At 70.5% G+C, this 24,363-nt stretch carries 21 protein-coding genes and 1 tRNA gene; 3 read left to right on the forward strand and 19 right to left on the reverse strand.

Features of this window, described 5'->3' with window-relative positions:
• Positions 1 to 226: 226 nt before the first annotated feature.
• The 14 genes from ACFYXH_RS14755 to ACFYXH_RS14820 all read right to left on the reverse strand — a co-directional run bounded on the left by ACFYXH_RS14755 (position 227) and on the right by ACFYXH_RS14820 (position 16,023).
• Positions 227 to 1,549, reverse strand: a complete 1,323-nt coding sequence (locus tag ACFYXH_RS14755) for a hypothetical protein (protein WP_389562607.1) — start codon at positions 1,547 to 1,549, stop codon at positions 227 to 229.
• Between the two features lie 89 nt (positions 1,550 to 1,638).
• Positions 1,639 to 2,967: an MFS transporter gene (locus ACFYXH_RS14760; protein WP_389562609.1), complete on the reverse strand. Its 1,329-nt coding sequence runs from the start codon at positions 2,965 to 2,967 to the stop codon at positions 1,639 to 1,641.
• On the reverse strand, positions 2,967 to 4,268 hold the full coding sequence (locus ACFYXH_RS14765) for an ATP-grasp domain-containing protein (protein ID WP_389562611.1): 1,302 nt from the start codon (positions 4,266 to 4,268) through the stop codon (positions 2,967 to 2,969). Before ACFYXH_RS14765 ends, ACFYXH_RS14760 begins: the two co-directional genes overlap by 1 nt.
• Complete coding sequence (locus ACFYXH_RS14770; RefSeq protein ID WP_389562613.1) at positions 4,265 to 5,524, reverse strand: ATP-grasp domain-containing protein; 1,260 nt, start codon at positions 5,522 to 5,524, stop codon at positions 4,265 to 4,267. Before ACFYXH_RS14770 ends, ACFYXH_RS14765 begins: the two co-directional genes overlap by 4 nt.
• A 23-nt stretch (positions 5,525 to 5,547) precedes the next feature.
• Positions 5,548 to 6,396: an aldo/keto reductase gene (locus ACFYXH_RS14775; protein WP_385304635.1), complete on the reverse strand. Its 849-nt coding sequence runs from the start codon at positions 6,394 to 6,396 to the stop codon at positions 5,548 to 5,550.
• A complete protein-coding gene (locus ACFYXH_RS14780; RefSeq protein WP_389562615.1) occupies positions 6,393 to 7,397 on the reverse strand; it encodes a quinone oxidoreductase family protein in 1,005 nt (334 codons plus the stop codon). The genes ACFYXH_RS14775 and ACFYXH_RS14780 overlap by 4 nt, the downstream gene beginning before the upstream one ends.
• Entirely contained in the window at positions 7,394 to 8,362 is a 969-nt protein-coding gene (locus ACFYXH_RS14785; RefSeq protein ID WP_362677401.1) for a branched-chain amino acid transaminase, read from the reverse strand. The genes ACFYXH_RS14780 and ACFYXH_RS14785 overlap by 4 nt, the downstream gene beginning before the upstream one ends.
• Positions 8,359 to 9,132, reverse strand: coding sequence for an HAD family hydrolase (locus ACFYXH_RS14790; RefSeq protein WP_389562617.1), 774 nt, complete (start codon positions 9,130 to 9,132; stop codon positions 8,359 to 8,361). Before ACFYXH_RS14790 ends, ACFYXH_RS14785 begins: the two co-directional genes overlap by 4 nt.
• On the reverse strand, positions 9,129 to 10,472 hold the full coding sequence (locus ACFYXH_RS14795) for a D-arabinono-1,4-lactone oxidase (RefSeq protein WP_389562619.1): 1,344 nt from the start codon (positions 10,470 to 10,472) through the stop codon (positions 9,129 to 9,131). Before ACFYXH_RS14795 ends, ACFYXH_RS14790 begins: the two co-directional genes overlap by 4 nt.
• Positions 10,473 to 10,559: 87 nt before the next feature.
• Entirely contained in the window at positions 10,560 to 11,438 is an 879-nt protein-coding gene (gene rfbD, locus ACFYXH_RS14800; RefSeq protein WP_389562620.1) for a dTDP-4-dehydrorhamnose reductase, read from the reverse strand.
• Complete coding sequence (locus ACFYXH_RS14805) at positions 11,438 to 12,112, reverse strand: RraA family protein (protein ID WP_389562621.1); 675 nt, start codon at positions 12,110 to 12,112, stop codon at positions 11,438 to 11,440. The genes rfbD and ACFYXH_RS14805 overlap by 1 nt, the downstream gene beginning before the upstream one ends.
• A 75-nt stretch (positions 12,113 to 12,187) precedes the next feature.
• Positions 12,188 to 14,098, reverse strand: a complete 1,911-nt coding sequence (locus ACFYXH_RS14810; protein WP_389562622.1) for a transketolase C-terminal domain-containing protein — start codon at positions 14,096 to 14,098, stop codon at positions 12,188 to 12,190.
• 25 nt (positions 14,099 to 14,123) lie between these two features.
• Complete coding sequence (locus ACFYXH_RS14815; protein ID WP_389562624.1) at positions 14,124 to 14,936, reverse strand: SDR family oxidoreductase; 813 nt, start codon at positions 14,934 to 14,936, stop codon at positions 14,124 to 14,126.
• Positions 14,937 to 14,940: 4 nt separating this feature from the next.
• Positions 14,941 to 16,023, reverse strand: a complete 1,083-nt coding sequence (locus tag ACFYXH_RS14820) for an N-acetylneuraminate synthase family protein (protein WP_389562626.1) — start codon at positions 16,021 to 16,023, stop codon at positions 14,941 to 14,943.
• Positions 16,024 to 16,181: 158 nt separating this feature from the next.
• On the opposite strand from ACFYXH_RS14820, the gene ACFYXH_RS14825 reads away from it, so the two are divergent.
• Positions 16,182 to 17,231: a LuxR C-terminal-related transcriptional regulator gene (locus ACFYXH_RS14825; protein WP_389562628.1), complete on the forward strand. Its 1,050-nt coding sequence runs from the start codon at positions 16,182 to 16,184 to the stop codon at positions 17,229 to 17,231.
• Between the two features lie 164 nt (positions 17,232 to 17,395).
• Here ACFYXH_RS14825 and ACFYXH_RS14830 read toward each other — a convergent pair whose 3' ends face one another.
• The 5 genes from ACFYXH_RS14830 to ACFYXH_RS14850 all read right to left on the reverse strand — a co-directional run bounded on the left by ACFYXH_RS14830 (position 17,396) and on the right by ACFYXH_RS14850 (position 22,217).
• Complete coding sequence (locus ACFYXH_RS14830; protein ID WP_327324791.1) at positions 17,396 to 18,313, reverse strand: quinone oxidoreductase; 918 nt, start codon at positions 18,311 to 18,313, stop codon at positions 17,396 to 17,398.
• Positions 18,282 to 19,751, reverse strand: coding sequence for a methylaspartate mutase (locus ACFYXH_RS14835; protein ID WP_389562630.1), 1,470 nt, complete (start codon positions 19,749 to 19,751; stop codon positions 18,282 to 18,284). The genes ACFYXH_RS14830 and ACFYXH_RS14835 overlap by 32 nt, the downstream gene beginning before the upstream one ends.
• Positions 19,748 to 20,230, reverse strand: a complete 483-nt coding sequence (locus tag ACFYXH_RS14840) for a cobalamin-dependent protein (protein ID WP_362677379.1) — start codon at positions 20,228 to 20,230, stop codon at positions 19,748 to 19,750. Before ACFYXH_RS14840 ends, ACFYXH_RS14835 begins: the two co-directional genes overlap by 4 nt.
• Before the next feature lie 33 nt (positions 20,231 to 20,263).
• Positions 20,264 to 21,274, reverse strand: coding sequence for a stearoyl-CoA 9-desaturase (locus ACFYXH_RS14845; RefSeq protein WP_389562633.1), 1,011 nt, complete (start codon positions 21,272 to 21,274; stop codon positions 20,264 to 20,266).
• A gap of 870 nt (positions 21,275 to 22,144) precedes the next feature.
• A tRNA-Ala gene (locus ACFYXH_RS14850) sits at positions 22,145 to 22,217 on the reverse strand.
• A gap of 177 nt (positions 22,218 to 22,394) precedes the next feature.
• On the opposite strand from ACFYXH_RS14850, the gene ACFYXH_RS14855 reads away from it, so the two are divergent.
• Together ACFYXH_RS14855 and ACFYXH_RS14860 are read left to right on the forward strand one after the other, a co-directional pair.
• Positions 22,395 to 22,943 carry a DNA-binding protein gene (locus ACFYXH_RS14855; protein ID WP_327324787.1) on the forward strand — a complete coding sequence of 183 codons (549 nt, stop codon included), beginning with the start codon at positions 22,395 to 22,397 and terminating at the stop codon, positions 22,941 to 22,943.
• A 46-nt stretch (positions 22,944 to 22,989) separates the two neighbouring features.
• Positions 22,990 to 24,363 carry a serine/threonine-protein kinase gene (locus ACFYXH_RS14860; RefSeq protein ID WP_389562635.1) on the forward strand — a complete coding sequence of 458 codons (1,374 nt, stop codon included), beginning with the start codon at positions 22,990 to 22,992 and terminating at the stop codon, positions 24,361 to 24,363.

The raw sequence follows: 24,363 nt of genomic DNA on the forward strand, positions 1-24,363 counted from the left end.
GCATCTCGAGAAGTGAGGGAGCGACGCCACCGCTGTGCAGTTCTTCGGATGAACACCACTCGGACGGTCCAATGACGGCCCTATGAAATGGCAAGGTGCGGTTGAGCCGAGCCCGGCGGTGACCGGAGCCGGCCGCGTCCGGAGTTGCGTGGCGGCATGGGTGATGTATGGACCCGGCGGTACGCAAGGGCACGCGGGACGCGCAGGCGGCCGAGGACGAACGGGATCACGCCGGCACGAGGAACGGGCCGCTGGTCCGGCAGGCGGGGTTGGCTCCCATCCCCACCACGGCTCCCTCTCCGTACGGCAGGGCGCGGATGTGTGAGCCCGCGTATCCGTCGGGAGTCAGAAACACGTCCCAGGCGGCCATCCAGTCCTCGGTGCGGCCGGTCTCGGGGGAGACCACGGGCTCGCGCCGCGGCACCACCCGCTCCTGGGCGATGAAGCCGCGGCCCGCGGTCTCGTCGAGCACCTGGCGCCATTCGAGGTCGGTGAGCTCCCAGCCGACATGAATGCCGGAGCCGGCGAAGTCCGCACGGGGTTTGACGATCAGCTGCTCCCGGTGCTCGCGGCAGTGCTCGACCAGCGTGGGGGTCAGCTCCCGGGTCCAGGGCAGCACCCGGTCGACCAGGTCCTGCTCCGCGGCGGTGAACGCCTCCCGGCCGCGTTCGTCGGACAGCAGCGCGAGGCAGCCCTTGTTGGCGTACAGAGAGCTCTGGAAGGTGGTGAACAGCACCACCCGGCCCTCCTCGTGGGCGCGCAGGATCGGCTCGATCGCCTCCTCGCCGCCGGGGGTCCGGACGGTCTGGGCCGCGGAGAAGTAGCGCAGCACCACATCGACGGGGGTGCCGTCGAGCAGCAGTCGGCCGTCCTGCTCACGGATCTGGCTGACCTCGCCGACCCGCAGGTCGATCCCCAGGCGCTGCATCATCTCCTGGAAGGAGCGGACCAGATGCAGGTACGGGGCGAGGCCGCCGTCCCCTTCGACGAGCGCGACGACGGGGTCCGCCCCGCCGGTCAGCGGGGCTGCGGCGGTGCGCAGGGCGGCGGCGATCCGCTCGCCGGTGTGTACGTAGGTCAGCCGCTGTTCCTCGGCGAAGTCCCGGAAGTCCGGGACGTCGAGGAGGGCCCGCTGGATCTCTGCCCGGTCGGCTCCGCCGAGCTCGCTGCCGACGTTGAACTCCAGCAGCTTGAAGGAGGTGCCGTCGTGGTAGATGTCGGCGCGGCCGTACGGGACGGGCTCGCCGCCCGCGAAGCGGCACATCAGGGCGGCCTGCCGCTCCGGTATTCCAAGCGCCTTGCAGTACGCGTCGAGGTCGCCGCCGAAGAGGCGGTCGGGCAGCTGGGTGAGGAGGTCGAAGACCGACCGTATGTCGGCGGCGAAGCCGCGCATCTGCGGCTCGTCGATGAAGAACGGCCGGGGCAGCAGCCGGTGGCCGCAGGACTCGTGGAACAGCGGCGGGAACTCGGCGCGGGCCATCGCGTGGAGCAGCCCGGTCTTCCCGTTCAGGCACTGCTGGTTGTAGGTCTCGGTGACGCGCTCGGACATGACACGTCCCCCCTTCGGGCTTGGGCGGTCTGGGTGGAGTGCGGTTTGTGCGGTGCCGTGCGGTGCGGTGCCGTGCGGTGCGGTGCGGTCTATTCGGAGGGCAGTTCGCGCATCGTGCGCAGCGGGGAGAGGAACACCGGCAGCCAGGCAACGGCCAGGCCCACGGCCCCGGTCCCCAGGGCGGCACGTACGGAGACGTACTCGCCGATGAGCGCGGCGAGCGCCGCGCCGATCGCCAGCGCCCCGGTGAACAGGAAGCGCATGGTGGCGTTCATCCGGCCCAGCAGTGCGTCCGGGGTGACGCGCTGGCGGAAGCTGACCATCAGCACGTTGTCGACGCCCATGCGGATCGTGACCAGCAGCCAGCAGCCGGCCGTGAGCCAGAGCCACGCGCCACGGTCCACCACCAGCGGTACGGCCAGCGCGAAGGGGGCGGTGGAAAGACCGAGGATCCAGGGCGCCCGGCCGGCGCCGAGGCGCTCTCCCACCCGGCGGGCCGCGAGCGCGCCCAGGAAGACGCCGACGCCGCCGACGGAGAGAAAGAGGCCGACGGTCCACACCGAGAGGCCCAGTTCGTCGCGGAACAGCACCGGGATCATCGTGGTGATGGCGAAGACGGAGAGATTGGTGCAGGCCCCGGCCAGTGCGACCGGCCGCAGTACGACATGGCCGAAGACGAACCGGACACCTTCCCCGATCTCCGAGGCGAGGTTCTTCCGTACGTGGGACGGCTTGTCCTGCCGCTTGCGGATCCGGGTCAGGCAGAGCGCGGACCACAGGAAGCCGAACGCGTTGGCGAGCACCGCGACCGGCGCGGTGAGGGCCCCCACCAGGAAGCCGCCGCCGCCCCTGCCGCCCACCTGGAGTGCCGCGTCCCAGGCGCCCAGCTGCGCGTTCGCCTGGACCAGCCGGTCCCGGCCGACGAGGTGGGGGAGATAGCTCTGGGCCCCGACGTCGAAGAAGACGGTGGCGCAGCCGGACAGCAGCACCACCGCGTAGAGCTGCTCGATGGTGAGCAGGTCCAGCCAGGCGGCGGCGGGCACGGAGGCGAGCAGCGCGGTACGCGCCAGGTCGGTGACGATCATGACCCGGCGGTAGCGCATCCGGTCCACCCAGGCCCCGGCCGGCAGCCCGATGAGGAGGAAGGCGACGGTGGACAGCATGCCCAGCAGGCCGACCTGACCCGGTGACGCGTCGAGTGCCTCGATGGCCACGAGGGGCAGGGCGATGTAGCCGATGTGCGTGCCGACCTTGCTGACCACGGCCGCCGCGAACAGCATCCGGAAGTCGTGGTCGCGCAGGAGCGGGACGGTCTCCGTGCTGTCGGGGGCTTCCGCGTCCGCGCTGTCGGCGGTCGCCGCGTCCGTGCTGTCGGCGGTCGCCGCGTCGTCGCTGCCGGTCTTCCTCGGTGTCGTCATCAGGCGTCCCGCGCTCCGTCCGCGGCCGGGGCGGTGTGGAAGCGGAGGATCTCGTCGACCTCGGCGCAGCGGCGCGCGGCGTCCGGCGTGTCCTTGCCGGTGGCGATGACGTATCCCATGGCCCGGTCCCAGCCGGCCCGGATCGCGGGCACGGTGTCGCCCACGTTCATCTGCAGCAGGACCCCTGTGTCGGCGCCGGAGAGCTCCACCAGCCCCGGCACTCCGGGCAGCTTCGTACCGACCGGCGCCTGCCGCACCTCGATGCCGGACTCCGTCAGCCGCTCGATTCCGTCGAAGCCGGTGATCACGCCGGGCTCGGGCGCGAAGAAGCGGATGTGGCCGGCGCCCACCGCCCGGGGCGCGTGCTCGGGCAGTTCCTCGATGGAGAGCGGGACGGACAGGAACATCCGGGAGAAGTCCAGTCCGTAGGCGCGCCGCAGGATGGAGGGGGTGCCGCCGCCGCCCATGCGGCTGTGGGACTCCAGCATGCGCGGGCCGTCCGGGGTGAGGATGAACTCGGTGTGGGTGGGGCCTTCCTGGAGGCCGACCTCGTTGAGCAGGGCGACGGTCTGTGCGTGCAGCTCACCGGTCCACTCGGCGCCGTACGCCCCGGGGATGGAGTGCTCCATTTCCACCAGGTACTCGTCCAGCACCGAGGTCATCAGGGCGACCGGCAGATGGCGGCCGCCGAAGGAGAACGCCTCGACGCTGATGACCGGGCCGTCAAGGAACTCCTCGGCGAGCGCCCTGGGGTAGCCGGCGGCGCTGAGCGCGTCCCAGGCAGCCGTCGCCGCCTCCTTGTCGTCCAGGATGTGCACATCGGCGCTGGCGGTGCCGTCGACGGGCTTGACGACGATCCGGCCGCCGATGGTGTCCAGGAACGCGGTGAGGGACTCCGCGCTCTCGACGACCTGGTACCGGACCGGGCTGACGCCGGCCCGGGCGAGCGCCTCGCGGGTGAGCACCTTGTCGTACAGGGCGCGTACCGCGGCCACGCTGTTGCCCGGCAGGCCGAGTTCCTCGACGACGACGGCGGTGGGGACGGCCCCGGCCTCGCTGGTGGTGAGCACCCGCTCGAAGGGGCGCTCCTCGTGCAGCGGGCGCAGTACGTCCAGCAGCGCGCCGGCGTCGGACAGGTCGGCGTGGACAATGCGCTCGCAGTGGTCCTGCAGCATCTCCTCGTACATGCCGGGCATATGGACCAGCACCACGTCGAGGCCGAGGTCCTTCGCCGACATCACCGAGTGGGAGTGCCCGCCGACGACGGCGATACGGCGCCTGGTGCTGGTGGGGCTGGTCATTCGGTCTCCAGTCGAAGAGTGGTGGTCATCTCCCGGAAGGCCGGGTCGAGTTCGTCCTCGGTGTCCACGGTGAAGATGAGGTGGCCGTGGCCCTGGAAGGTCTGCGGCGGTACGAGCAGCTGGTCGCCCGGCGTCTTGTAGATCTGCACTTCGTCGACGCGCGGGTCGGCACTCACCTCGTCGAGACCGACGGCACCGGTGAACGTGCCTGCCCTGTCGGGGAAGATGTTCCAGAAGCCGACCGGGGTGGCCCGCTCCTTGGGCTCGATGCGCGGCGCCCGCCCGCTCGCGAGGTCCAGCACCGCCTCGACCATGTCGACGCCGGTGGAGAGCAGGACGGACCGGTAGATGGGGCCGCCGCCCATCCGGGCCGCGGCCTCCAGCACGACCGGTTCGGCGTCACCGCGCAGCCGGAACTCCACATGGGTGGCGCCGGTGGTGATGCCCAGCGCGCGGTGTACGGCCACGGTGGCCTCCTCGACCGCCCGCACTGTCGCTTCCGGGAGCCGGGTCGGGGTGCAGGCGTACACCTCTTCGAAGGTGGGCCCGGTGGGCAGCGGCTTGTCGTGGATGGCGAGGGTGCGGGTGGTGCCGTCGTGGACGAGCGACTCGACGCATATCTCGGCGCCGGGCACGAACTCCTCCAGCAGCAGCCCGCCTTCGTACTCCTGGTGCGCGGCGCTGTGCAGCGGGTCGTAGGTGAAGCCGTCCCAGGCGCCCTTGAGGAAGAACTCGAAGTGCTCGGCGAGCTCGTCCTGGTTGTCGACGCTGCGTACGAACATGCTGCCGGTGCCCAGCACTGGCTTCATCACCAGCGGGAAGCCGGTGTGGCGGGCGATCTCGCGGGCCTCGTCGAGAGAGTGCGCGATGCCGTAGCGGGGCTGCGGTACGCCGCCGGCCGCGAACGCCTCGCGCATGACCCATTTGTCGCGGGCCAGCCGCGCGGTCTGCTCGCTCACCGAGACCAGCCCGAACTCGGCCGCCACCCGGGCGGCCGAGGGCACGGGCGCCTCGGCGAAGGTGACCACCGCGGAGAACGCCTCGCTCTCCTCGGCCGCGAGGGCCTTCACCGCCGCCAGCGTCTCGTCGATGCTGCTGGTGTCGGCGATGACGACCCGGTCGACGTACTCCGCCTCCCACTCGGGGTCCTTCATCACCAGCAGCAGACGCTCACCGTGCTCGTGGGCATACTGCTGGGCCCTGGCCAGATGGCGGCGGCGGCTGAGGTTCTTCTTGTGGAGTACGAGGATGCTCATGGCGGTGGTCTTCTGCCTTCCGGTCAGGTCAGCTGGGACAGGCGCGCGAACTGGTCGTCGGTGAGCTCGATCTCGGCGGCGCGCATGTTCTCCTCCAGGTGGGCGATGGAGGAGGTGCCCGGGATCGGGATCACCACGGGCGAGCGGCGCAGCAGCCAGGCGAGCGCCACCTGGGCGGGGGTGGCGCCGAGCTCCCGGGCGATACCGGCAACCGGGCTGCCGGGGGCGGCGTGCTCGCCGCGTGCGATGGGCAGCCACGGGATGAAGGCGATGTTCTCCCGGGTGCAGTAGTCGAGTACGGCCTCGTGCGAACGGTCGGTCAGGTTGAACATGTTCTGCACGCTGACCACGTCGAAGTAGGCCTTTGCCTCCTCGATCTGCTCGACGGTGACCTCGGAGAGGCCGAGGTGGCGGACCTTGCCCTCCTTCTGGAGCTGGGCGAGGGCGGCGAACTGGTCGGCGGCCGGCACCTGCGGGTCGATCCGGTGCAGCTGGAAGAGGTCGATGCGCTCCACACGCAGCCACCGCAGGCTCAACTCGCACTGCTGGCGCAGGTATTCGGGACGGCCGAGCGGCTTCCACTCGCGCCGGGACGGCCGGCTCTGGCCCGCCTTGGTGGCGATGACCAGGCCGTCCTGGTAGGGGTGGAGAGCCTCGGCGAGCTGCATCTCGTTGGTTGCCGGGCCGTAGGCGTCGGCGGTGTCGATGAACTCGACACCCAGTTCGACCGCCCGGCGGGCGACCTTGAGCGCGCCCTCGGGATCGTCGGGCAGGCCCCAGTTGCCGTCGCCGGTGAGCCGCATGGCGCCGAAGCCGAGGCGGTGGACAGGGAGGTCGCCGCCGAGGGCGAAGGTGGCCGGCTGGTCGCTCATGGTGTGTCTCCGTTCGTGGTGCTGGTGGTGAGGAGCAGCTTCCCGGTGGAGGCGCGGCTCTCCAGGGCCCTGTGGGCCTCCCCGGCCCGCTCCAGCGGGAAACTGCCGCCGATGTGTAGGTCGATCCGGCCGCCGGCGACGAGTCCGAAGACATCGGCGGCCCGGTGAGCCAGTTCACCAGCAGTGGCAATGTGGTGGTCGAGATTCGGCCGTGTGACGAACACCGAGCCCGCGGCGTTGAGCCGCTGCAGGTCCACCGGCGGCACCCGGCCGCCGGCCTGGCCGAAGACCGCCAGGGTGCCGCGGGGCCGCAGTGAGTCCAGACTCGCGTCGAAGGTGGGGGCGCCCACCCCGTCGTACACCGCGGCGACCCCCTCTCCGTCCGTCAGCTCCCGTACGGCCGCGGCGATGTCGTCCTGGCCGTGCCGCAGGACCTGCCAGGCGCCGGCCGCGCGGGCGGCCTTCTCCTTCTCGGCGGTGGAGACGGTGCCGATCACCCGGCCGCCGCGCAGCCGTGCCAGCTGGGTGAGCAGCAGCCCCATCCCGCCTGCGGCCGCGTGCACGAGCACGGTGTCGCCGGGGCGCACGGGGTAGGTGTCGTGCGTCAGGTAGTGGGCGGTCATGCCCTGCAGCAGCACCGCGGCCGCGGAGCGGCAGGTGAGGCCGTCCGGGACGGGCACGGCCCGGTGGGCGGGGATCACTGCGCGTTCGGCGTAGCCGCCGGGCTGGTTGGCCCACGCGACCCGGTCGCCGACCCGGTGGCGACAGGCAGCTTCGTCCGTCTCCGGTCCGAGTGCGATGACGACGCCCGCCGCTTCGGCGCCCGGGATGAACGGCAGTGGACCGGGGTAGGCGCCCGACCGCCGGTAGACGTCGATGAAGTTGACGCCGGCCGCCTCGACCGCGACCAGCAGCTCCCCGGCGGCCGGACGCGGGTCTGCCACCTCCTCGGCGCGCAACACCTCGGGCGCGCCGAACTCCCGTACCAGCACGGCCTTCACGACAGCGGAACCTCCGTGATCCACTCGGCGAAACGGTCGTCCTCGCCGCGCATCAGCCGGCCGTACGCCTGGGAGAGCCTGCGGGTCACCGGGCCGGGCGTGCCGTCGGAGACCGTCAGCCCGTCGATGGTGGTGACGGGCAGGATCTCCCACGCCGTCCCCATGAAGAAGATCTCGTCGGCGAGATACAGCTCGCTGCGGTCCACCTCGCGCTCCTCGACCGGCAGGCCGAGACCGCGCAGCAGGACGAGCGCGGTGTCCCGGGTGATGCCCGGCAGGACGCCGCTGCTGAGTGAGGGGGTGGCGACGACTCCGTCGCGTACGAGGGCGAGGCAGGCGCCCGCGCCTTCGCTGACCTTGTGCCGCTCGTTGAGCATGACCGGCCAGTCGTGGCCGTTCTCCCTGGCCTCCATCATCGCGAGCCGGCCGTTGTGGTAGTTCGAGAACGCCTTGGCGCGCGGTGGCATCGAGGACTCGCCGACCCGCAGCCAGGAGCTGACGGCGGCGCGGCAGCCGCGCTCGGTGTCCAGGGCGCTGCGGAACGGCCAGGAGTCGACGATCACTTCGCAGACCGCGTCGGCAGGGACCATCTGCTCCCTGATGATGCCGCCGGGGAAGGCCCAGGGCCGCAGATAGGCGTCCTGCCGGTAGCCGTTGACGGTGAGCAGTTCCACGACGGCCCGGTGCAGTTCCGCCGCGGAGTACGGCAGGGAGAGGCGGCAGAGCCGGGCGGAGTCGGCGAGCCGGCGCAGATGGTCGTCGAGCCGGAAGACCAGCAGCCGCTGCCCGTCGGCGGCGAGGTAGGCCTTGATGCCTTCGAAGACGGCGGCGACCGAGGCATGGCCGACCGCGTTGACATGGACTGCGGCCTGCTCCCAGGGCACGAGCTCGCCGGAGCGCCAGATCCACTCGGGGTTCGAGGCGTCCGGGCTGGCCAGGGCCTCCAGTGCGGCTGCGGTGGTCATACGGCGGGTGTCCCTTCGGTGCGGACGCCGTCCGCCTGCGGGTCGTAACGGGTCGGGTCGTAACGGGTCGGGTCGAGGCCGGTCACGTCGTAGTGGCTCGGCTCGTAGTGGCTCGGGTCGTAGTCGTTCAGGTCGTAGTCGCTCAGCGAGGGCAGTACGGCGTCGGCATGGACGAGTTCCGCCGGATCGCCGACCGCGTTGGGCACGGCGACACAGCGCACTCCGGCGGCGCGGGCGGCACGTACCCCGATCGCCGAGTCCTCGAATGCCTCGGCCCGGGCGGGCGGGCAGCCGAGGCGGCTCAACGCCAGTTCGTACAGGTCCGGGTGCGGCTTGTGGCGGTCCGTCAGATCGCCCGTCACCAGGAACGCGAAGCGGTCCCGCACTCCGAGCCGGTCCAGATGCGGAGCCACCCAGGCATGCGGCGCGCTGGAGACCACGACGGCCGGCACCCCGCCGTCCCGGGCGGCGTCGAGCAGCTCGCGTACCCCCGGCCGCAGCGGCTCGCTCCGGCACAGGTCCAGCTTGCGCTGCTTCCTGCGGGCCACCAGGGCAGGCGTGTCCCCGCCGCCGATCAGGTCCGCGAGATGGCCGGCGGCGAGCCGTTCGCCGTCGGCGCGGCCCACCATGGAACGCCACAGCCCGTCCGGGAACTCCAGGCCGCACTCGGCGTAGATCTCCCGCCAGGCGCGGTGTCCCGCGCTCTCGGTGTCGCAGATCAGGCCGTCGAAGTCGAGGAGTACGGCGCCGGGTGCCGCGGCCGCCGTCACTGGGCCGCCCCTGCGGGTGCCCTGTCGCGTGCGGTGGCTGGCACCGGGCCGAGGACCTTGTCCGCGTACTCGTTGGAGAACACCCCGGCCGGGTCGAGCAGCGTCCGTATCCGCTGGAAGTCCTTCCAGCGCGGATAGCGCGGCGCGAGCACCTCGGCGGTCGCCGTGTGCGCCTTGCCCCAGTGCGGGCGGGCCCCGTACTCGCGCAGCACATGCTCGGCGGCGCGCAGAATCTCGATCTGGCCCGCGGTCCGCGGCACGGTGACGTTGATATAGCCGGTGTCGCGTCCGTACGCGAGGCTGAGCGGCAGGTCGTCGCCCGCACTGACCCGTACCAGTACCGAGTACGGGGAGTACGCGCCCAGCCTGCGCAGCACGGGCCGCAGGGCACGCAGCGCGTCGGCGGTGCGCTCCAGCGGCAGCGCGTGCTCCATGGCGAGGAACCGCACCGGCTGCGGGAAGGTGAAGACCCGGTGGCTGGTGTCGATGTACGGGGAGTCGGGCCACAGGCCGCCGACGCGACTGGTGAGCCAGGGCACCGTGCCCGAGCCGCCGACCCGGCCGGCCTGGCCGGTGATCCCGCAGCGCACCTCGTCGAGGGTGGACGCATAACGGCGCAACGGGGCCCGGGGGGTGGCCGGTTCGTCGGTGCGGTCGATGGAACGCACGCTCACCCGGTCGGTCCAGGGCAGCCAGTTGAGGCTGGGGTGCTCGCTCTGCCCCGCCCACTGCGTGAAGCGCTCGAGCAGCGCGTCCAGCGGCTCGGAGTGCAGCCGCAGCCGGAGGTTGAACGCGGGCACGCAGCGCAGTGTGACGGTGGTGAGTACGCCGAGGGTGCCCAGCGCGGTCCGTACGCTCCCCCACAGGTCGGGGTCGTCACCCGGGCCGACGTCCCGGGCGACGCCGTCGGCGGTGACCAGCCGGACCCGGGTGACCTGGCCGGACAGCGGCGGATGGGCCAGTCCGGTGCCGTGGTTGCCGGTGGACAGGGCGCCCGCGACGGTCTGCTCGGCGAGAGTGCCGATGTTCTCCAGCGCCAGTCCCTGGCGGTCGAGTTCCCTGCAGAGGACGCCGATCGGGGTGCCGGCGCGGACCGTGACCTCCCCGGCCGCGCGGTCCACGGCGACGACCCCGGAGTACGAGGTGAGGTCGAGCAGCACGCCGGGCGTGGTCGCCAGGCGGTTGAACGAATGGCCGGTACCGGCCGCCCGCACGGTCAGTCCGCTGCCTGCGGCGGCCCGTACCGCCTGGACGATCTCGTCCTCGCCGGTGGGGCGGACGAGCTGCGCGGGAGCGCAGCCGACCGTGCCGGACCAGGTGCGCCAGGTGGATCGCTGCACCGTATTCCTCTCCTCGGACTCTGGTCTGCTCGGACTCTGGTCTGCTCGGACTCTGGTCTGCTCGGACTGATCTGCTCGAACTCGGGGTCAGTGCCGGGCGCAGAACCGTTCCAGGGCGTCCCGCCAGTGCGGCAGGGTCAGCCCCAGGGCGGCCAGCCGTTCGGTGGACAGCGACGAGTCGCGCGGCCGGCCGCCGACGAAGCCGCATTCCGCCATGGTCAGCGGCTTCGGCTCGGGCATGTCGGGGCGCAGTTCACGCATTGCCAGCCCGACGTCGTACCAGCTGGCCGTACCCGCGTTGGCGACATGGACGGTGCCGGCCACCGGCTCGGGGCGGGTGAGCAGGAACACCAGCGCCCGGGCCAGGTCCCCGGTGTACGTCGGCAGGCTGTACTGGTCCGCGACCAGGGCGGCCGGCTCACCGGCGGCGGCCAGCCGCAGTGCGGCCAGCACCACGTCCACCCGCTCGTCCGCCCCGCCGAACAGCCAGGAGGTGCGTACGGACAGCGCCCGGTCGCCCAGCAGGCCGCAGATGCGCTCGCCGGCCAGCTTGGTCAGCCCGTACACACTCAGCGGGCTGGGCAGGTCGGTCTCCCGGTAGCCGCCGTCCGGCGGGGCGGCCCCGTCGAAGACGTAGTCGCTGGAGATGTGGACCAGCCGGCTGCCGGTGCGCCAGCACGCGTCGGCCACGTTGCGCACGCCCGCGATGTTGACGCGCAGCGCCAGCGCGGGATCCCGCTCGCAGTCGTCGACCACGGCGTGCGCGGCGGTGTGGACGACGACATCGGGACGGAACTCCCCGATGGAGCGGCCGACCGCGGCCGCGTCCGCGATGTCGAAGTCCTTGACCGAGACGCCGTGCACGTCCCAGCCGCCGGTCACCGGGTCGGCGGCCAGGGCGGCGGCCAGGGCGGTGCCCAGCATGCCGTCCGCCCCGGTCAGATACAGCCGCGTGGGGGCACCCATCACAGGTGACCGAACTCTTCGAGCAGCTCCAGCACGGTCGCACCGGAGGAGATCTTCTCCCGGATGGTGCGCTCCTTGCCGATGTTGAGGCGGGTGCCCTCCAGTACGTCCTCGGCGAGCGCGGGCGGGACGACGGCGATGCCGTTCTCGTCCGCGACAAGGATGTCGCCGGGGTTGATGACCTGGCCGCCGACCACGACGGGGACGTTGACCTGGACCGGCTCGGTGCGGTCGTGCACGGCGGTCGGCGAGGGCCGCGGAACGGTGGAGCGGTACCAGAGCGGGAAGTCCAGGTCGCGGATCTCGTCGACGTCACGCACGGCGCCGTCGACGATGCCCGCGCCGATCCCGGCCTTCAGGGAGAGGGTGGACATCAGCCCGCCCCACATGGCGGTGAGCGGGGTGCCGTGGCAGGCGACGACGACGATGTCGCCGGGCTGGGCGCGGGCGAGCACCGGCATGCAGTCGACGAGGTCGTCGATGGAGAGGTTCACGGTGAGGGCGGGGCCGACGACCTTGTGCTCGTGGCGCACGGTTTGGAAGCCGCCGATCGCGCCGACGCGGCGGCGGGCGTCGGTCACGAGGCAGCTGGGGCTGTACTCGTCCAGGACCGCGCGGAAGGCGTCCACGATCTCCTGGGGCGGCCGTACGAGGTCGTTGTAGACGGTTTCCATCAGTACGTACTCCTGTTCAGCGCGGATTTCGGCGATCGGCGCGTCTCAGCGGGTGTCAGCCGGTGTCAGCGGGTGTCAGCGGGTGTCGTTACGGAGTGCGGCGGCGAGCGCCGCGGCGTCCAGGCCGTGCGCGGCGAGTGCCTCCGCCTCGGTGCCGCAGCGGGGAACCTCGGTGAGGCCGATCCCGTGGAAGCGGGGAGTCGCGGCCAGGCCCAGCTCCAGCAGGGCGCGGGCGAGCGTGTCTGCCTGCCCGCCCTGCGCGTAGTGGTTCTCGACGACGGTCAACGTGTCGGCTCCGGAGGCCAGTTCGGCGAGCCACTCTGGGTCGACCCGGTTGAGCCAGGGGAGCTCGACCACCGTCAGCTCGATGCCGTCGGCGGTCAGCAGTTCGGCCGCGTACAGCAGCTGCGCGAGGACGACAGGCCCCGAGCCGACGGCGACGGTGCGCCCGCCCTCCCGTACCACCCGGCCGTGGCCTGCCCGAAGCGGCGCCGCGGGCAGTGCGTCCACCTCGCTGCGTACGGGCGCGCTGACCAGCCGGAGGTAGACGCTCTCCTCGGCGGTGGCGCAGAACTCGACCGCGGCCCGGACCCCGGCCGCGTTGGCCGGCTCCAGGACCAGCAGGTCCGGTACGGCGCCGAGGGCGCTGATGTCCCGTACCGCCTGGTGGGAGTGGCCGGGTGCGGCCGGGAGCAGACCGGCGAGGGAGCCGGTGTAGACGACCCTGCGGCCCTCGGTCGCGTTGTTGTAGATCTGTTCGTTGGGACGCGAGTGCAGGAAGCAGGAGAAGGAGTGGACGAAGGGCAGCTGCCCGCCCGCGGCGAGGCCGCCCGCCGCCGACACCATGTCCTGCTCGGCGATCCCGAATTCGAAGAAGCGGTCCGGGAATTCCTCGGAGAAGGGGATGAGTCCGGTGTCGAGGACCAGGTCGGCGTCGAGCGCGACGACCCGCGCGTCCCGGCGTGCCAGATCCACCAACGCCTCGCCGTACACCTGCGGCAGCCGCTTCGCGGCCACCTCGACGGCCGGGACGGGACCGGGGACCGCGGTCTCGACCCGCAGCGGCCCGAGGCCGTGGCGGTCCAGCAGCTCGGATGCTGTGGCGCTGAGTTGGGCGTACGCGGAACGGTGGTCCTCGGCGGAGGGTGCACCGCTGTGGAAGCGGTACATCCACTCGCCGTCCCGCAGGGACGTGGTGGCGGCAAACGTCTCGCAGCCGGCGCCCTTGACCGTATCGGCGATGATCACCGCCGGCCCGTCGGGGAAGCTCTCCGCACGCTTGCGGAAGACGGCCTCCAGCTCGAGCGGGTCATTGCCGTCGCAGCGCAGCGTCCCCCAGCCGAAGGAGCGGAACTTCGCCTCCAGGTCGCCGAGATCACTGACGTCGGCCACCCAGGTGTCGGACTGGATCTTGTTGTGGTCGACGACGACGGTGAGTTCGCGCATCCCGTGTCGTACGGCTCCGGCGAGCGCCTCCCAGTTCTGGCCCTCCTGGAGCTCGCCGTCGCCGGTCAGCACATAGATGCGTCGGTCCCGGCCGTGCAGCCGGTCGGCGAGGATCAGGCCCTTGGCCTTGGAGATGCCCATACCGAGAGAGCCGGTGTTGAAGGGCATGTGCGGGGTGTGCACATCGGGGTGTCCGGGCAGCCCGTCGATCCGGCGCAGCCCGTGCACCAGATGCTCGTCGAGTGCGCCGAGGCCGATGAGCGCCGCGTACAGACCGGGTGCGTCATGGCCCTTGGAGGAGAAGTAGACGTCACCGTCGTCCTCGAACGGCCGCCGCATCTCGTGGAGATGGAGGTGCGTGACGATGTCGGCGGCACTGAAACTGGAGCCCAGGTGCCCGGACCCGGCCCGCATGATCATGTAGAGGGTGTTGATCCGGCTGAGTGCGCTCACAGCACGCGAGCCGTCGTACGGATCGGAGATCCCCTCCCGTACGCGGGCGAACTCGGCCGCCGGCACCCAGTGCAGGGTGGTGGTCATGGCTGACTCCGTTGGTCGTGGGTGGTCACCAGCACACGAACCCGCCGTCGACGACGAGTTCGGTCCCGGTGACGTACCGGCTCATGTCGGAGGCGAGGAACAGCAGTGGCCCGACGAGGTCGTCCTCGGTGGCCATCCGCCGCAGTGGGACGCGGGCGGTGAACTTCTCGCGGAACTGCGGGTCCTGCCCGCCCAGTACGCCGCCGGGCGACAACGTGTTGACCCGGACCCCGGACGGCCCCCAGAAGGTGGCCAGATAGCGGGTCAGAGCGGCGACTCCGGCCTTGGACATGCCGTAGGCGGGCGGCTTGAGGAACGGCGGATCCAGCTCGATGTGGTCGTAGAAGCGCGGGTCCGGCGCCACGCTTCCGTACAGCGAACCGATGTTGATCACCGAGCCGCGCCCGCGCCGGGCCATTTCCGTGCCGAACACCTGGCAGGTGCGCAGCACCCCCGCCGCGTTGACGTCCAGAACAGCGCTGGAGAGCTCCTCCGGGATGTCCTCGAAGAGCCAGCTGCCCGATGCGGCGGACGGCGGCTGGTCGATGCCCGCGTTGTTGACGAGGATGCTGGGCGGGCCGTGCCGGGCAAGGCACTCGTCGAGGGCACGCTGGACGCTGCTCCGGTCGGTGACGTCCCCGTAATGGAAGGCGAACCGGCCGGCTCCCTCCTCCTGGCTGTGCTCGGTCAACTCCTTGAGCACCTCTTCTTCGGGTTCGACCCGGTCGAACCCGAAGACATCGGAACCCGCCTGCAGAAACGCCTTGGTCCACACCCTGCCGAGCTTGCCGCCCACCCCGGCGACCACAGCGGTCCTGCCGGTCAGGTCGGACAGCACGGCGTCAGCCCGCCCGTCCTACGCCGGCGGCCGTGTCGGCTCTGTCGAGCAGTTCGGGCGCGAAGGCACCGTCGGCCGGCAGCGATTCGCGCAGCGTGCGGCCCAGCACCTCGTCGAGCCGGTACGGCTTCATGCCGTCGCCCGGTGACCTGGCGATGACGTCCTCGGCGGTGACCGTGTGGCCGGCCGGCAGATCGCGGACCGCCACGAGCTTCTTGCCCATTTTGCGCACGGCCGGGGCCTCGCGCTCGCTGCACACCTTCTCCGGCGAACCGAGCGTCCGGCGCGTGCGCTCCAGGGACGCGGTCAGATCGGCCAGCAGTGGCGGGTCGAGGGAGAAGTGGTGGTCGCTGCCGGGACGGGTCTGGTCGAGGGTGAAGTGCTTCTCGATCACCCTGGCGCCGACGGCGTACGCCAGGCAGCTCGCCTCGTTGCCCAGATCGTGGCCGGAGAAGCCGACCACCACGTCGGGGAACTCCCGCCGGTAGGTCTCGATCACCGACAGATGCAGGTCCTCGGCGCCGGCCGGGTAGACGGCGGTGCACTGGAGCAGCGCCAGCCGGTCGTTGATCGGCAGGATCGTGTCCACGGCCCGCCTGACCTCGTCCATCGTCCCACCGCCGGTGGAGACGACCAGTGCCTTGCCGGTCTTGGCGGCATAGGCGAGAAGGGGGGTGTTGGTGAGGTCCGCGGAGGCGATCTTGATCGCCGGGAGATCGATTTCCATCAGGAAATCCACTGACGGCATGTCGAATGCGGTCGAGAAGAAATCGATGCCCAGCTCCTGGGCCAGCTTGGCGAGGTGCAGATACTCGTCGCGCCCGAACTCCAGGAATTCACGGTGTGCGCCATAAGTGGCGCCGTAGCTGTTCCGGCCGGTGTACGGCTGGTTGTACATCTCGCGCGTGAACAACACCTTGTTGTCGCGCTTCTGAAGTTTCGCTGCCGACGCTCCGGCCGCTGCAGCCAGCCGGAAGAGCTCTTCCGCTTTCTCCAGGCTGCCTTCGTGGTTGTGCCCGATCTCGGCGATGACGTACGCCTCGGTGTCATCGGCTATTCGGCGGTCTGATATCTCAAGTTCGCGCATACCTGTGCCGTCTTCCTTCCAATTCCGGATTACTCGACGACATTCCGCGGGCCCGAGCACAACTCTGCCATCGGCGAGGCCACGACAAAAGGAATACAGGCGGTATAGCGCTGTCCTAAGATGGCCAGTCCACTAGTGGACTCGGACGGAACGGGCATATGGCGACATCAAACCGGCAAAATGCTCCTAAACTGGACGCTTCCTGTGTAGCCGCGTACGACCACGCAGTACGGCGGGGCGTCTTCACCGACAGCGACATCGCCGAGCAACTCTCGTGCGATGCAGCCGAGGCCGCGCGCATACGTACCGTACTGACCCAGATGCGACTGCTGATCTTCCCCGGCACGGACCAGCCGCCGGTCCCCGCCAACCCGGAGGTGGCCGAAGCCGAACTCTCCGCCCATCTGGAGGCCGGCATCAGCGAACGCCGCGAGCAACTCGCCCAGATCCACCGGCAGATGCGGTCGATCGCTCCGATCTACGTCAAGTACCGGCAACTGCATCAGACCGCACCCACCGTGCGGCTGGTCGAGGACCCGGCGGAAGTACGACGCGAACTGGCCGCAGCCACCCGCAGCTGCACCAGTGAGGCGTTCACCATTCAGCCCGGTGGTGGACGCAGTCCCGAGGCGCTCAACGAGGCCGTCGCCCGTGACACGGCGATGCTGGAACGGGGCGTGACCATGCGGATCCTCTACCAGCACACCGCACGCGCCAACCTGGCCACCCGTACCTACACCCGCAAGGTCACCGACCTGGGGGCCGAGGTGCGCACGGCCGAGGAGATCTACGAGCGATTGATCATCTTCGACCGGTCGACGGCCTTCGTTCCCCAGGAGCGGGTGGGCGGTCGCCCGCCGGGGGCCGCGATAGTGACGGATGAGACCACCGTCGGCCATTTATGGCGTATGCACGACAAGATGTGGCTCTCCGCCAGTCCCTACGACCCGCGCGATGTCGAATACACCAGTACCTCGGAAGAGATCAAGACGTCCATACTGCGGCTGATGGCGACCGGGCTGAAGGACGACGTCATCGCCCGCAAGCTGGGCATGGCGACCCGCACCTGCCGCCGCTACATGGCGGGCATCATGGATGAACTCGGCGCCACCAGCCGTTTCCAGGCCGGGGTGCGGGCCGCAGCGCAGGGCCTGGTCAAGCCGGAACCCAGCCCGCAGATGGATGGCGAGGCTGCCGACTCCAGCTGATCCGGACCCGCCTTCCTCCCGAAACGCGCGGGTGGCCGCCGGCGAAACCGGCGGCCACACGTGTCTTCAGACCTCGGCGGTCAGATCTCGGCGCTCAGACCTGAGACCTCTGCGCTCGGACCTCTGCGCTCAGTGCTCAGTGCTCAGACCTCCGCGCTCAGCGCTCATGGCAGCAACAGCAGCTTCCCGATGGTGGCGCGGTCCTCCAGCAGACGGTGTGCCTCCGCCGCCCGCTCCAGCGGCAGCTCCCGCGAGACCAGCGGCCGGATCGCGCCCGTCGCGAGCAGGGCGAAGACCTGCGCCGCCCGGGCGCGCAGCGCGTCGCTGTCCGGCACATGGTCGCCGAGCGTCGGCCGCGTCACATACAGGGATCCGCCGGAGCGCAGCAGCCCCGTGTCGAGCGGGGGTACCGGCCCGCTGGACGCCCCGCACAGCACGAGCATCCCGCGCCGCCCCAGCGCACGCAGACTGTCCTCGAACGTGGCCGCGCCCACGGAGTCGTAGACGACCTGCGCGCCCGCGCCACCGGTGAGCTCGCGCACCCGCTCGCCGAAGCCCTCGTAGCGCAGGGCGTGCCGGGCTCCCGACTCCAGGGCCGCTTTCTCCTTCTCCGCACCGGACACCACCGCGATCACCGTCGCACCGCGGTGCGCCGCCAGCTGCACCAGCAGTCGGCCGAGGCCGCCCGCGGCGGCCAGCACCACGACCGTCTCGCCCGCACCGACCGGGTGGGTGTCATGGGTCAGATAGTGGGCGGCCAGGCCCTGCAGCAGCACGGCGGCGGCATCGCGCGCCGCAACCCCGTCGGGCACCGGAACCAGTTTGCCCGCGGGCACCGCCGCGGTCCGGGCGTAGGCGCCGCGGTGGGTCGCGTACGCCACGGTGTCGCCCGGCGCGAAGCCGGTGACACCCTCGCCGGTCTCCATGACCGTGCCGGCGGCCTCCTGCCCGGGGATGAAAGGGAGTTCGCTGGGGTAACTGCCGTCGCGGTAGTACACGTCGATGAAGTTGACGCCCACCGCGTCGTTGCGCACCAGGACCTGGCCGGGCTCAGGGACGGGCGGCGCCGGCTCCTCGGGCACGAGCTGCTCGGGTCCTCCCGGCCGGTGTACTCGGACGGCTTTCATGGGGTCCTCCCAAGGGCTTGTCACGCGGCTTCGCTCCGGTATTCCCGGAAGTCTCACCGAACAACAGCGGAAAGTAGTTGATGTCACCGGTGAGTTCGGCCAGCAGCGAGCCGATCGCGGGCGCCGTGCCCGGACCGGCGCGCAGCTGCTCGCGATGGCGGCGCAGGCTGCTCCCGGAGAGCGGCAGCCGGCCGGCCGAGAGGTAGCGGATCGCTCCCGAGGCGTCCCGTCGGGGAATCACCTCGGACCGGGCGTGCTTGCTGGCGCTGAAGGGGATGTCCAGCCGGCCGTCGGCGAAGGCTTCGATCACCGCGGCCGTCGTGTCGGGCCGTTCGAGGACGGGCTCCACAATCTCCGCCACCTCCGCCAGGATCCAGCCCAGTTCCTCGGCAGTCTCCTCCTCGTTCGGCGCGACAAAGCCGAGCAGCGGAGAATTGGCGCGCTGGGCCAGCCGGATGCCTGCCGCGTTCGCCGCGGCGTCCGGGATGCCGTACGCCTCCTGGTAGGTCTTGGTGAGCAGTTTGGACGCGCCCCCGAGCCTGGCGACCAGCGCCCCGTAGAGGATCAGGTCCTCGGCGTTGCCCCGCTCCTTGGGGAAAACTCCCATGAACTCATGGAGTACGGCGTGGACGTCCACGCCGTCGGGCAGATAGCGCCCGGCCAGCAGCGGAATCGCCCGCAACGCGGCGACGTCCTGGGCGAGCTGTCCGCCCTGGGGGTACGCCATCGAGATGCACCGCACCCCGGCCCGCGCGGCGAAGACCGCCTCGAGCACGCTGATGGCGAGACTGACGGAGGGCGGCACCAGCACCGCGGTGAGGGTGCCGAACAGCTCCCGGTCGACGACGACCCCGAGCTCCGCGAGATCGCCGCAGCGCCGGTCCACCACATCCCAGGCGGCGAGCGAATCGGCGAGCGGGACGTCCTTGGAGTAGGGCAGGTTGTACGAGATGCCACCGCCTTCGAACGAGGTGATGCCGGCGGCCACCGCCACCTCGAACATCAGCCGCGCGTCGGGGGAACCGTGCCGGATCTGCAGCGGCTGGGCCACCGACTCGTTGAGCTCCCGGCCGCGCTGCCAGCCGTGTGCCACCAGCGGATAGCCGTTGAGTTCGCGCGGGCTGAGATGGGCGAGCCTGCGAGCCCGCTCGAAGTTGCCCAGCCGGGTGTGGGAGTCGATGGTGATGGTGAGCAGATCGGGGGCGCCCTCCGCGGCCAGCTCCGTCAGCAGCTCGCGCATGGCGTCGTGGCCGCCGACCCCGCAGCGGGGCTGCACCGCCAGGCGGCCGGACTCCCGGGCCCGGGACAGTACGTCGGCTGCGGACTCCTTGCCCAGCGACCGGATGTAGCCGACCGACTCCGCGAGGGGCGGCAGCCGCGCTCCGTCGGTCATGACGCTGCGCGCGACCGGGCGGCTGCGTCGGCGGCAGACCTTCGCTCGTCGCGCAACCGGTCGAGTACGTCGGGGAGTTCGGAGGGGTCGTCGAGGATGTGGTCCACCCCGAGCGCGTACAGCCTGTCCAGCGCGGCGGTCTCCTTGTGGCTGCCCACCGAGAGGTTCCCGCCGAGCACGACCGGGCAGGCGATGGCGCCGGACTTCTTGGCCGCCGGCAGGTCCCGCAGATCCTCCTGGGCATGACCGTTGAGACTGCCGATGATCACCGCCTCGGCCTCCGGGTGCTCGGCGCAGGCGGCCGCGAACTCACTCACGGGGGTGCAGGTACCCAGGTTGATCACCTGGAAGCCGATGCTGCGCAGGGAGTGGGCGATGAGATGGTTGGCCACGGCGTGCGCGTCACTGGCGGCGACGCCGAGGATGACCGACCGTCGCTCCTGGTTCTGATCGTGCTGGTGCACCGGCTGCTCCGTCATGGTGATCCGTTCCTGATGGCTGATGCCGGCCCGTCAGTCGTCGAACGCGGCGAAGAGTTCCCGCTTGCTCACCGAGGCGATGCGCCCGGCGTCGTACTCTTCCGGGTCCGCCACGGCGATCGAGTCGAAGACCCTGTTGATGGCCGGAACGAGCCCCCAGACGTGCTCGTACGCGGGCCAGCCGCGGTGCCCCGTCTCCAGGTCGCGCTGCCGGGCGAAGAGGTAGTCGTGCCATTCCCTGCTCGCCGGATACCGGTGGTGGTAGTCGTGCACGACGGTGTCACCGGTGAGCACCAGGTAGCGGGCAGGGGCGTGCACGAAAAGCATCCGCACCGTCCACCGGCACCACGCGCCGGCCCCCTGCCGCGCCGGTGCGGCCTCGCCGATGAATATGGCGTTGGTCAGGCTCGCGAAGTACTCCCGGCCACGCCGCACTTCGGTGCCGACCGGGGGGAAGGTGTGCTTCACGCAGAGCCGCAGGATGTTGCTCATCTGGAACAGCGGAATCAGCGGCACACACCACACGACCAGGAAGGCGGTCCAGGTGCCCGTGACGGCGGTGGCGACGGTCAGGCCTCCGTACAGCACTCCCGCCGTGGCCTTCTCGGCCGACGCCGAGGCGGTCCAGAAGGACCGCGCCCGTGCCACCGCGAACTGGAGGTGGAAGAGCGGCGAGAACATCCTGCCCAGCACCCGCCGCCACATCGCCTCCCGCGTCATCCCCGGCGTCAGGCCCAGGCTGATCAGGAAGGCCTGCACGGTGGGGTCGCGGAGCGTCATGTGGTGCGCGGCGTGGTGGTCGGCCACATGCTCGCGGCTGTAGCGCTCGAAGTTCTGGATCACCAGCACGGAGGAGACGGCCCGGCCGATGACAAGGTCGGCGGTACGGCGGCGGTACATATTGCGGTGCGAACACTGGTGGAAGATCATCATGCGCAGATTGCGCATACCGTGCAGCGTGACGGCCCAGCCGGCCGGCAGCAGGAGCAGCCACCAGCCCGCCAGTGTCCAGGCCGCGGCGGAGAGGGCAGCACCGGCCGCCATCGCCCCCGCGGCGGCGATCAGGTGGTAGCTGGCAGTCCACCCAGGCGATTTCTGGCCAGTAATTGGTTTTCCAGTGAACAATGTTAGCCGGTGCTGCAGAAATCCGGGCAGGACCCGCATCGTTTCCCGGGGGTCCATTCCCCCGTACTTCTCGTCGGTTCGCTCCGACCGTGGTGACTCGGCCGCCATCCTGCCCCTCTCGGAGTTTCCGTCACACGGCCCGGGCCGGAATTCCCCCCGCCCGGGCCGATGGATCACTCACGCCGAAACCTCAGGTGTTTCAGTCCCACCCTGTGTCATCGGTGAATCCGCCGGAATGCGGAAGAGGAACGTCCCATCCCGTATCAGCGACAACACCCCCGGAAACCGGACGCGCACTGCCCCATACGGTGCCGCCACCTGCGGCCGAGGCTGCAGCGCCACCGCCTGTGATCAGCACACTCGTGAATGCCGCGATCGCGGCCAAGTGAATACGACCTGACATGCGTTTCCCCCATCAATTGGCCGCCTGTCGACAGCGGCGAATTGCAATTGGCCCAAATACTGTCACCAATGGGCGGGCGGGGCGCGGGAATGCGATGTCCACAAAGAGACAGGCCAGAAGTGGACTTGGACAGAACGGGCGAGCCAACGCCGCACGGTCCGCAGTCACGCAGGCCCGGTGATCACCGTGCCGCCCCCGTCCCAGGCCCGGCGGCCACTGCACGGAAGTCGGCTCGGGCAACAGCACCACCGGACATCACCCAAAGACCACCGAACACAGCGAAGCGGTCCGCATCATGATCATGATGCGGACCGCTTCGTCTGCACTATCGGGCAAAACTCCCCACCGATCTACGTTTCCGCAGGTCAGAGGGGGTTTTTAAGATGTGGAGCCTAGGGGAGTCGAACCCCTGACATCTGCCATGCAAAGACAGCGCTCTACCAACTGAGCTAAGGCCCCGGATGGGTGGGCACGACCGAGCACAACGTCCTCGGCCACCGCCGCAGACCAGAGTACCGGGTCACCCCCGGGATTCTGCAAAAGGATTGGGACTCCCGGTCGGCGACCACTCTCCGTAGGATGCTCGACGTGGTTCGCAGCAGCGAAGCCCGCTTGGGGAAGCGATGGGGAGACGCGATGGACGCAGCTCAGCAGGAAACGACCGCAAGAGCCAGAGAGCTGCAGCGCAGCTGGTACGGAGAGCCGCTGGGGGCGCTCTTCCGCCGGCTCATCGATGATCTGGGTCTGAACCAGGCCCGGCTCGCGGCGGTGCTCGGTCTTTCGGCTCCGATGCTCTCCCAGCTGATGAGCGGCCAGCGCGCCAAGATCGGCAACCCCGCGGTGGTCCAACGGGTCCAGGCGCTGCAGGACTTGGCGAGTCAGGTCGCCGACGGCAGTGTCAGCGCGGTCGAGGCCACCGACCGGATGGAAGAGGTCAAGAAGTCTCAGGGCGGCTCCGTTCTGACCGGCACCAGCCAGAGCACCAGCAGCTCGGGTGCGCCGACTGTGCGCCGTGTCGTACGCGAGATCCAGTCGCTGCTGCGGTCGGTGGCGGCCGCGGGCGACATCATCGATGCGGCGGACTCCCTCGCACCGAGCCACCCGGAACTGGCAGAGTTCCTCCGGGTGTACGGCGCAGGGCGCACCGCCGACGCGGTCGCCCACTACGAGTCGCACCAGAGCTGACCGAGGCGGAAGGCCTCACTAGGGAACGGGGAGCGGGCGCAGCGCAATGGGTGAGGTCTTCGCTGGTCGGTATGAACTGATCGACCCGATCGGACGCGGTGGTGTCGGCGCGGTCTGGCGTGCCTGGGACCACCGGCGCCGACGCTATGTGGCAGCCAAGGTGCTGCAGCAGAGCGATGCGCACACGCTGCTGCGCTTCGTCCGCGAGCAGGCCCTGCGGATCGATCACCCGCATGTCCTTGCCCCGGCCAGCTGGGCCGCGGACGACGACAAGGTGCTGTTCACCATGGATCTGGTGAGCGGCGGATCGTTGGCGCACGTCATCGGCGACTACGGACCGCTGCCGCCCCGTTTTGTCTGCACGCTGCTCGATCAGCTGCTGTCCGGACTGGCCGCGGTGCATGCGGAGGGGGTCGTGCACCGCGACATCAAACCGGCCAACATTCTGCTCGAGGCGACCGGAACCGGGCGGCCGCATCTACGGCTGTCCGATTTCGGGATCTCCATGCGCAAGGGCGAGCCGCGCCTCACCGAGACCAACTATGTGGTGGGCACGCCCGGCTATTTCGCGCCCGAGCAGATGCTCGGTGCCGAGCCGGACTTCACGGCCGATCTCTTCGCGGTCGGTCTGGTCGCGCTCTATCTCCTCCAGGGCCAGAAGCCCGACTCCAGGGCTCTGGTCGAGCACTTCGCCAACAACGGCACCCCGGGCGCTCCCCAAGGCATCCCGGAGCCGCTGTGGCAGGTGCTGGCCGGTCTGCTGCAGCCCGATCCGCAGGTCAGGTTCCGTACCGCCACGGGAGCGCGCAAGGCGCTCACGGCCGCCGTCGAGATGCTTCCGGACGCCGGCTCCGACGAAGAACCGGTCGAGGTCTTCGACCAGATCGGGCCGCTTCCCGCCGGATTCGGCCCCACCGGCCCCGCAACGGCCCCCCAGGCAGGCCAGCAGGCCGCTCAGGCGCCCGTACAACAGTCCGCCCAGGCTCCCGTGCAGCAGCCGCTCCCGCCGTCGGAGACGGGAAGCTTCCATCTGGCTCCGCCACCCCAGCAGCCGCCCGCACAACTCCCGTACACGGCACAGCCGTCCACGCCTCCCCCCACGCCTGCGGCCGCGGAACCAACGCCGACCCCCAAGCCCACACCCGTACCGGTGCACAGCGCCTCCCCCCTTCACACTCCGGCGCTCGAACATCCCGCGCAGTCCCCGACCGCGCAGACCGCCCCGACTGCCCCGGTGCAGTACGAACAAGCTCTTACTCGTGCATACACCGCTCAGAGCCCGCAGGTTCCGCTCTCGCACGCACCAATTCCGCAGGCGGCCCACAAGCGACCGGGACCGCCCCCGAAGGTTGCGGTCCCGGTGCTGTTCATTGCGCTGGTCTGTTTCGCGGTCGGCATCTGGGCGCTGACCCAGGCCTGA

The organism is Streptomyces sp. NPDC002730 (genome assembly GCF_042888805.1).
In the GTDB taxonomy this organism is placed as follows: domain Bacteria; phylum Actinomycetota; class Actinomycetes; order Streptomycetales; family Streptomycetaceae; genus Streptomyces.

Bases quoted from the DNA above. Each gene is read 5' to 3' on its own strand.
- ACFYXH_RS14840 (WP_362677379.1), bottom strand. From the start codon at position 20,230: ATGACGGAGCAGCCGGTGCACCAGCACGATCAGAACCAGGAGCGACGG.
- ACFYXH_RS14825 (WP_389562628.1), top strand. From the start codon at position 16,182: ATGGCGACATCAAACCGGCAAAATGCTCCTAAACTGGACGCTTCCTGT.
- ACFYXH_RS14810 (WP_389562622.1), bottom strand. From the start codon at position 14,098: ATGACCACCACCCTGCACTGGGTGCCGGCGGCCGAGTTCGCCCGCGTA.
- ACFYXH_RS14765 (WP_389562611.1), bottom strand. From the start codon at position 4,268: ATGACCAGCCCCACCAGCACCAGGCGCCGTATCGCCGTCGTCGGCGGG.
- ACFYXH_RS14785 (WP_362677401.1), bottom strand. From the start codon at position 8,362: ATGACCACCGCAGCCGCACTGGAGGCCCTGGCCAGCCCGGACGCCTCG.
- ACFYXH_RS14820 (WP_389562626.1), bottom strand. From the start codon at position 16,023: ATGCGCGAACTTGAGATATCAGACCGCCGAATAGCCGATGACACCGAG.
- ACFYXH_RS14845 (WP_389562633.1), bottom strand. From the start codon at position 21,274: ATGGCGGCCGGTGCTGCCCTCTCCGCCGCGGCCTGGACACTGGCGGGC.
- rfbD (WP_389562620.1), bottom strand. From the start codon at position 11,438: ATGGGTGCCCCCACGCGGCTGTATCTGACCGGGGCGGACGGCATGCTG.
- ACFYXH_RS14805 (WP_389562621.1), bottom strand. From the start codon at position 12,112: ATGGAAACCGTCTACAACGACCTCGTACGGCCGCCCCAGGAGATCGTG.
- ACFYXH_RS14755 (WP_389562607.1), bottom strand. From the start codon at position 1,549: ATGTCCGAGCGCGTCACCGAGACCTACAACCAGCAGTGCCTGAACGGG.
- ACFYXH_RS14835 (WP_389562630.1), bottom strand. From the start codon at position 19,751: ATGACCGACGGAGCGCGGCTGCCGCCCCTCGCGGAGTCGGTCGGCTAC.
- ACFYXH_RS14860 (WP_389562635.1), top strand. From the start codon at position 22,990: ATGGGTGAGGTCTTCGCTGGTCGGTATGAACTGATCGACCCGATCGGA.
- ACFYXH_RS14760 (WP_389562609.1), bottom strand. From the start codon at position 2,967: ATGACGACACCGAGGAAGACCGGCAGCGACGACGCGGCGACCGCCGAC.
- ACFYXH_RS14775 (WP_385304635.1), bottom strand. From the start codon at position 6,396: ATGAGCGACCAGCCGGCCACCTTCGCCCTCGGCGGCGACCTCCCTGTC.
- ACFYXH_RS14770 (WP_389562613.1), bottom strand. From the start codon at position 5,524: ATGAGCATCCTCGTACTCCACAAGAAGAACCTCAGCCGCCGCCGCCAT.
- ACFYXH_RS14855 (WP_327324787.1), top strand. From the start codon at position 22,395: ATGGACGCAGCTCAGCAGGAAACGACCGCAAGAGCCAGAGAGCTGCAG.